The sequence below is a fragment of the Anabaena sp. CCY 9613 genome (genome assembly GCF_963920895.1).
In the GTDB taxonomy this organism is placed as follows: Bacteria; Cyanobacteriota; Cyanobacteriia; order Cyanobacteriales; family Nostocaceae; genus Cyanocohniella.
The window spans coordinates 120,335-128,529 of sequence record NZ_CAWUDE010000017.1 but is presented as its reverse complement, the minus strand read 5'-3'; the positions used below and the strand labels follow the sequence as shown (position 1 = coordinate 128,529).

The 8,195-nt window shown below is 39.9% G+C and carries 8 protein-coding genes; 4 read left to right on the top strand and 4 right to left on the bottom strand.

The features are described from left to right. The first annotated feature begins 34 nt into the window (after positions 1–34). Positions 35–322, top strand: a complete 288-nt coding sequence (locus ACM0OT_RS19055; RefSeq protein ID WP_414565974.1) for a zinc ribbon domain-containing protein — start codon at positions 35–37, stop codon at positions 320–322. Between the two features lie 94 nt (positions 323–416). Here ACM0OT_RS19055 and rfbA read toward each other — a convergent pair whose 3' ends face one another. From rfbA to ACM0OT_RS19035, 4 genes are all read right to left on the bottom strand, one after another. Next, positions 417–1,283 (bottom strand): glucose-1-phosphate thymidylyltransferase RfbA, encoded by an 867-nt coding sequence (gene rfbA / locus ACM0OT_RS19050; RefSeq protein ID WP_414565973.1) that lies wholly within the window; start codon positions 1,281–1,283, stop codon positions 417–419. Between the two features lie 36 nt (positions 1,284–1,319). Further along, a complete protein-coding gene (gene rfbB, locus ACM0OT_RS19045; protein WP_414565972.1) occupies positions 1,320–2,387 on the bottom strand; it encodes a dTDP-glucose 4,6-dehydratase in 1,068 nt (355 codons plus the stop codon). Positions 2,388–2,459: 72 nt separating this feature from the next. Beyond that, positions 2,460–3,341 (bottom strand): SMP-30/gluconolactonase/LRE family protein, encoded by an 882-nt coding sequence (locus tag ACM0OT_RS19040; RefSeq protein WP_414565971.1) that lies wholly within the window; start codon positions 3,339–3,341, stop codon positions 2,460–2,462. 134 nt (positions 3,342–3,475) lie between these two features. Next, positions 3,476–4,414: an NAD-dependent epimerase/dehydratase family protein gene (locus tag ACM0OT_RS19035; protein WP_414565970.1), complete on the bottom strand. Its 939-nt coding sequence runs from the start codon at positions 4,412–4,414 to the stop codon at positions 3,476–3,478. 301 nt (positions 4,415–4,715) lie between these two features. Between ACM0OT_RS19035 and ACM0OT_RS19030 the strand changes: the two genes are divergently transcribed. The 3 genes from ACM0OT_RS19030 (at position 4,716) to gmd (ending at position 8,186) form a co-directional block, all read left to right on the top strand. Continuing rightward, complete coding sequence (locus ACM0OT_RS19030) at positions 4,716–5,873, top strand: glycosyltransferase (protein ID WP_414565981.1); 1,158 nt, start codon at positions 4,716–4,718, stop codon at positions 5,871–5,873. Between the two features lie 98 nt (positions 5,874–5,971). Then, on the top strand, positions 5,972–6,754 hold the full coding sequence (locus tag ACM0OT_RS19025) for a sugar transferase (protein WP_414565980.1): 783 nt from the start codon (positions 5,972–5,974) through the stop codon (positions 6,752–6,754). A 352-nt stretch (positions 6,755–7,106) separates the two neighbouring features. Beyond that, entirely contained in the window at positions 7,107–8,186 is a 1,080-nt protein-coding gene (gene gmd, locus ACM0OT_RS19020) for a GDP-mannose 4,6-dehydratase (protein ID WP_414565969.1), read from the top strand. The last annotated feature ends 9 nt before the right edge of the window (positions 8,187–8,195 follow it).

The window sequence follows — 8,195 nt, the reverse complement described above, 5'->3', positions numbered from 1 at the left end:
TTTAGATTCTTCTGATTCCTTGTGTCAAGCCTGATTGAGATGCTCTTACCCTGCACACAATACGACAATTAATTGTTCAAATTGTGGGCATCCAGTGCAGAAAACATTGAGCATGAGAACTCATATATGTCCTGCTTGTGGATACACGAATTGCCGCGATATTAACGCAGCCATCAACATCCTCAATCGAGGATTAGAATTAGTAAAAAATACCGTTGGGCAGACGGAAATTCCCTACGCCTCTGGAGAGTTTGATCCCTGTTTGGAGAAGGCAACTTCTGCAAATAAATCATCTCGTAGAAAGAGGAAAATCCAGCAGTGATGTTGGAATCTCCCGCTACAATCTTGTATTTAGCGGGAGAGGATGTCAATACTCTGTATTCTCTGCGTCTCTGTGGTTAGTTATTATAATTAACTTAAGACTCCAAAACAGTCATTAAATAATGACCATAGCTACTTTTAGCCATAGGTTCAATTAACTGACAAAGTTGGTTAGCGTCAATATATCCTTGGTTATAAGCTATTTCCTCAATACAAGCTATTTTCAATCCTTGCCGTTCTTCGAGAGTTTGGATAAAATTACTAGCTTGATGCAAAGATTCATGAGTACCAGCATCTAACCAAGCATATCCTCGTCCTAAAAGTTCTACTTGTAATTGATCTTGATTTAAATATGCTAAATTTACATCAGTAATTTCTAATTCATTGCGAATAGAAGGACTAAGACTAGTCGCAATTTTTACTACTTGGGAATCATAAAAATAGATACCAGGAATAACATATTTAGATTTGGGTATGAGAGGTTTTTCTTCTATACCTATGATTTTCTCATCTACATCAAATTCAATCACACCATATGCTCTAGGGTCTTTTACCTGATAACCAAATACTAATGCACCTGTTGTTAATTGTGCTGCTCTCACCAACACTTCTATCAAGCCATTACCATAGAAAATATTGTCACCCAATATTAAACAAATTGGCTCATTAGCAATAAAATTTTTACCTAAAATAAAAGCATGAGCTACACCTTCTGGTTGCGGTTGTTCAACATAACTTAACTGCAAACCCCATTGACAGCCATCTTTTAAAAGACATTGTAATAACGGTAAATCCTGAGGTGTAGAAATAACTAAAATTTCACGAATCCCTGCCAGCATCAATACTGACAGGGGATAATAAATCATCGGCTTATCGTAAATAGGCATAAGTTGTTTACTAACAACATTAGTTATGGGGTAAAGCCTTGTCCCAAAACCGCCAGCCAAAATAATGCCCTTCATAAAAATAAGTTTGTAGTGAGGACTTTAGTCCTCAAATCATATTCTATGATCATAATTTTGTTGTAACCAGTTATTATAACTTCCCGAACGCACTTGATTCACCCAAGCCGAATTATCTAAATACCACTGAACCGTCTTCAATAAACCACTATCAAAATTTTCCTGCGGTTGCCAACCTAATTCATGACTGATTTTACTACAATCAATTGCATATCGTCGGTCATGCCCAGGACGGTCTTTCACAAAAGTAATCAAAGAAGAATAACAAAAATCTGATTTAGGCACTAATTCATCTAAGATTGCACAAATTTTCTCCACAACTTGCAAATTAGTTTGTTCATTTAATCCCCCAATATTATAAGTTTCACCCACTTTTCCCTGTTGAATAACCAGATAAATAGCCTCACAATGGTCGATTACGTACAGCCAATCACGGATATTTTGCCCATCCCCATATATAGGTAAAGACTTACCGTTTATAGCATTAAGAATAATTAAAGGAATGAGTTTCTCCGGAAATTGACGAGGCCCATAATTATTAGAACAATTGATAGTTATAGTCGGTAATCCATAAGTATGATAATATGCCCTGACAAAATGATCAGAAGCAGCCTTAGAAGCCGCATAAGGACTATTGGGAGCATAGGGTGTATCTTCGTGAAAAGCTGGCTCTTGGGGACTAAGTGAGCCGTAAACTTCATCTGTTGAAACATGCAAAAAGCAAAATTTCTGCTGTTTAGCTGATGATAACTTTTGCCAGTATAGCCGAATGGCTTCTAGTAGTTGAAATGTGCCGACCACATTAGTTTTAACAAACTCTTGGGGGTTCAAAATAGAACGATCAACATGACTTTCAGCCGCAAAATTAATAATTACTTCTGGCTGATATTGTTCTAATAAATAATTAACTAACTCAAAGTTATTAATATCTCCTTGCACAAAATGATAATTTTTATCACCTTGTAATTCTGTTAAATTCTCTAGATTACTAGCATAAGTAAGTTTATCTAAATTAATTATCTTCGCCCATGCAAGTTTTCGAGACAGCAGGACAAAATTAGCCCCAATAAATCCTGCCCCTCCAGTAACCATGATTGTTCGCATATTTTTCCAGACTCTGCACTAATTATTTGGATAATTATTTTGTCGCACAGAATCTTCTAAAAAAGGTAGCAATTAACCCTGAAAATCGTATGTTGGTAATCCAGCTACTTCAGCCCTAAGGGCAAACAAATCGCCAGAATAGTAGATTTTATCAATTTCTTCTTGCTGGAGTCCCACAGAAGCAGTGGTAATATAAAGTGTACGTAAATCCTCCCCGCCAAAGTTGCAGCTAGTTACCAAAGGGACGGGCATTTTTAAACGCCATATCTCCTCACCCGTTGGACTGAAGCGAATTACACACCCTCCATCCCACATAGCTGACCAGATGTATCCTTCACTATCTATGGTCAATCCATCAGGATAAAAAGATTCATGAGTTAAATTAACTACAGTCCGCCGATTAGCAATATTACCTGTCTCTAAGTCAAAATCGTAGGCGTATATTGTTTGTTGAGGAGAATCCGTTAAATAAAAGGTTTTTTCATCAGGACTCCATCCCAAACCGTTAGAAATAGTCAGTCCTGTTTCCATAGTATGCAACGAACCATCAGGATCATAGCGGTAAAGGCTGGCTTGAGCTTTTTCTGAGGACATGGAACCAAACCAAAAGCGCCCTTGAGAATCACACTTACCGTCATTAAAACGGTTATGGGGTAAATCGGCTTCAATATCAACAATAGGTGTTACCTCACCTGTTTGAGTGTTGAGGAACGCCAATTGATGACGCAGAGCCATAATAAATTGATTGTCTCCTGCTTTGGCGATCGCACCTACCACATCTCCCACATCGAAAAACTCATCTTTCCCTGTAGCTGGATGAAATTGATGCACTCGATGGTTATAAATATCAACCCAGTAAAGTAAATTTTGAGTAGAATCCCACATGGGGCTTTCTCCTAAACGCGCCCGCGCTGCTAAAACGTTTTGAGGTGAATCTGGTAATATTTCAGTCATTTCATTAACCTGTAAATCAAAAAAATACCGTATCTTGGAAAATGATACGGATATTCTAGAGTAAAAAATAAACTGAATAAAATACGTCTCCCCTTTGCAAAATTGCGAGAATTGGGCATATACCCCGCACAGCTTTAAACAGCTTGTAAAATTTCCTCATCCAAGGAGAAATCCACCTCAGCTTTATCTTGCCCATTCGCCAGATAATCGTTTTCTAGAGAATCAGCTAGCCCAGAAATTAAATCATACTCAGGCTGCCAATTTAATTCCGTTATTGCTTTATTTACCGATGCGAAGAAATGCTGCACCCGCATAGGAAAAGCCTTGCGCTTACCGAAGTCAAATTTTTTCGGGTCGTAATGTACGATTTTAATCGCATCAGGTGATTTGCCAGCAGCCACAGCACAAGCACGGGCTAAACCATCAAAAGTCACATAGCGATCGCCTGAAATATTATAAATTTCTCCTATGGCTTGTTGATTGCCGATTACCTGAGACATGGCTGTAGCTAAATCTTTCACATGACCTAACTGGGTAATATGCAGTCCATTACCGGGAATAGGTAACGGGCGATCGCGCACAATTCTATCAAAAAACCAGCTTTCTAAAGGATTATAGTTTTGCGGCCCATAAATATAAGTCGGACGAATCGCCGTAAAAGGTAATTGAGATTGGCTCAAGTAAGCTTCCGTTTCATGCTTACCCCGGTGACGACTTTTCGGATCTACTGCATCGCCTTCTATGTGGGGTAATTGGTCAGATTTGAGATATACTCCCGCAGAACTCATATAAACAAAATGTTGTACCCGTCCTTGAAAAATTTCTGCCAGTGGTTGCGTGTCAGCAAGTTCCCGACCGTTATTATCAAAAACGACATCAAAATTTTCTGATGATAATTTTTCCTTAAGTTGGGTTGCGTCAGTGCGATCGCCTATAATTTGTCCTACTCCCTGCAAAGAAGGTACAGGACGATTACCACGATTGAACAGTACCACCTCATGTCCTTGATCTACCAGCAGTTGAGTTAGATAGACACCAATGAATCGAGTACCACCCATGATTAAAATTCGCATAGATTCCCGGTTTTTAACTTTTGCGTGTTGTGAAGAGACTAAAGATTAGAAGCTAGAGACTAGAGGCTAGGGAATAGAGAAAGTTTTCCCAGTTCCCATTGCCTTATCCCCAGAAGAGGCCCCGAGTTCCCCAGTCCCCAACTTGAGGTTATCAGGTTGCAGTGTCCCTCTGGAACCTCTTGGGAGATAATTACGTCTTTAGCTGAATCTGGGGCACTTCCCAATTCGTTGATTGCCAAGGGAAACTGTTCAGTTAACCTTATTAATTGCCTTGCGTTTTTTCTACCTATTAAAGTTAGCTGTGCCCTTGAAATATGCTTTAGTTCATGAATGGCTGACACCCAAAGCCACAGGCGGTTCAGAATTAGTTGTACAAGAAATTCTGAAACACATTGATGCCAATGTACATGCTCTGATTGATTTTGAATCCAGCAATTCTGAAAGTTATTTATATCAACGTCAGATTGGCACAACGTTTCTTCAGCATTTACCTGGTGCGCGTAATGGTGTGCAAAAATACTTGCCTTTGTTACCATTGGCAATTGAGCAACTTGATTTACGGCAATATGACGTGATTCTGTCGTCATCTCACGCTGTTGCCAAAGGAGTTTTAACTACTCCTGATCAGTTGCATATTTGTTATTGCCATAGTCCCATGCGCTATGCTTGGGACTTGACATTTGATTATCTGCGCCACAGCAAATTGGGCAATGGTTTACCTGGATGGGGAACACGGTATTTACTGCATCGTTTGCGTCTGTGGGATGTATTGAGTGCAAATCGCGTTGATCACTTCATTGCTAATTCGCAGCATACAGCTCGTCGTATTTGGCGTTGCTATCGGCGAGAAGCAAAAGTAATTTATCCCCCTGTGAATATTGACAATTTGCCCTTTTTGCCAGACAAGGAAGATTTTTATTTAATAGTTTCCCGTTTAGTAAGCTATAAACAAGTATCTTTAATTGTCAGAGCTTTTAATCAATTACAAAAGCCTTTAGTAATCATTGGTACAGGGCCAGAGATGGAAAAAATTTCGCAAATAGCAAACTCTAACATTCAAATACTAGGATGGCAACCTGATGATGTAGTCAAAAAATATATGGCTAGAGCTAAAGCGTTTGTGTATGCAGCTTGTGAAGACTTTGGCATTGCCTTAGTAGAGGCACAAGCTTGCGGCACGCCAGTGATTGCCTATGGTGCTGGAGGTGCCCTAGAAACCGTGCGGGATTTGCACTCTTTTAAGGAGACAGCAACAGGCATATTTTTCAACAAGCAAACAACAGTATCTCTGATAGAAGCAGTAGAGAAATTTGAAATGTATCAAAATTTATTTAATCTTGAGTATGTGCGATCGCACGCCACCCGTTTTTCACCGCAAGTCTTTGCAGAACAATATCTCGCTTTCATAGATCAATGTCACAAAAATAGGTCATCCTTAGGACTGATTAGTGAAAATTAAAAGGTAATTTTATAAGCTTTTGGCAATTTTCCGACCGAAGCAAATCATTTTAGCTTTAAGATTGGGACTATGTGTGGTGTGGATTATTAAGGAGTATGATGACTGCCCAGAGCTCACTCCTCTCCGGCAAGCGATACCTACCCTTCAGAAACGGCAAAGCCAAAAAGCCAGAAACTAGTGCGTCTACGCGTACTTTTTTAAGACGCGTCCAAAAAACAAAAGCGCCTAGGCTGAAACCCAGAGGCTGGTCTTTTCAGGGTTTAAACGGAGAGTTCGCAAAGCGACTGTTTGATATAATCTTTTCTTTGTTGGTGTTGATTTTATTCTTTCCCGTCTATTTAATTTTGTCCTTGCTGATTGCTTGTAGCTCAGAAGGGCCAATTTTTTATATTCAAAAACGGGTAGGAAAAAATTACAAACCATTCAATTGTATTAAATTCCGCACAATGGTGAGCAATGCAGATGAGATGTTTATACAAATGATGGAAACATCGCCCCATTTGCGGCAAGAGTTTGAAAGTAGCTTTAAGCTCAAACAAGACCCCCGGATTACCAAAATTGGACAATTTTTACGAATTACTAGCTTAGACGAATTTCCCCAATTTTGGAACGTTTTAAAAGGAGACATGAGCGTGGTCGGACCAAGACCCTTAGTAACAGATGAACTTCCCAAATATGGTTGTCACATCGATCACATTCTCACAATAAGACCAGGAATTACCGGATTATGGCAGGTATCTGGACGTAACGATATTCCTTACCCACGCAGAGTGCAAATAGACCTACATTATGTCAAATTTAGAAATTTTTGGCTTGATTTATGGATAATACTGAAAACGATTGATGTGGTTATTTTACCTAAGAATAACGGAGCATACTGAACTACTCAATCTTTGTTCTCAAATATAATTCTTCACTTTGGGGGAGATTTAAGGGAAATGAGGAGGATGAGGGAGGTGAGGAAAAAAGATTATTTTCTTCTTTCCTATACCCTACAACTTGCCCCCTGTCTCTTCTTCCCTTGCTCCCCATGAACCATTTTCCAGTATCATGCATTAAGTTGCTTGATGTTGACTTGTTAAATAATTTTTTATTAAGTATATTTATTGACGGAAAACCTCGATTAATCATAAAAACCCGTAGGTTCGCCATTAAGCAATCTAGTATTTAATTGCTAGGTTGTATCAATTGGCTTGTAAAAATTTCACCAAAACTAACAAGGTATAATTAAGTATGACCCAAAATAAGCGAGCGTTGATTACTGGTATCACTGGTCAAGATGGTTCATACCTGAGTGAGTTTTTGCTAGAGCAAGGTTATGAGGTACATGGAATTATTCGCCGGACTTCTACCTTCAACACAGACCGCATTGATCACATGTACGAAGATCCTCATAAAGAGGGAGTGCGGTTGTTTCTGCACTATGGCGATTTGACCGATGGTACGACGCTCCGACGCATTTTAGAAGAGGTCAAGCCGACAGAAATTTACAACCTCGGCGCGCAATCTCATGTCAGAGTCAGCTTTGATTCACCAGAATACACGGTAGACGCCGTAGGCATGGGAACTCTGCGCTTACTAGAAGCCATCCGCGACTACCAGCAACGCACAGGCATTCAGGTGCGTTTTTATCAAGCGGGTTCTTCAGAAATGTATGGTTTAGTACAAGCTGTACCCCAAAGCGAGACTACGCCGTTTTATCCCCGCAGTCCCTATGCTTGTGCGAAAGTTTATGCCCATTGGCAAACAATAAATTACCGTGAGTCTTATCAGTTGTTTGCATGTAATGGCATCTTGTTTAACCACGAATCGCCACGTCGGGGTGAAACCTTTGTAACTCGCAAAATTACCAGAGCAGTCGCCAAAATTGTGGCTGGTAAACAGAAAAAAATCTACATGGGCAATCTTGATGCTAAACGAGATTGGGGCTATGCCAAAGATTACGTGCGGGCAATGTGGCTGATGTTGCAAAAAGACCAGCCGGACGACTACGTAATTGCCACTGGCGAAACCCACTCTGTCAGGGAATTTTTAGAAAAGGCATTTGGTTATGTAAATCTCAACTGGGAAAATCATGTCGAGTTTGACGATCGCTATCTGCGCCCGGCAGAAGTAGACTTATTAATTGGTGATCCTACTAAGGCAAAAGAAAAATTGGGTTGGCAGCCTTCGGTAACCTTTGATGAACTAGTGGCTTTAATGGTGGAAGCAGACCTACAGGCCTTGGGTCATACTTCACCCAACGGTAATGGTGCAGCTCTTCCTCATGATATGGCTACTATTCGTCAAGAACTGGGCGCTCTCCACTTCTGATTTATATAT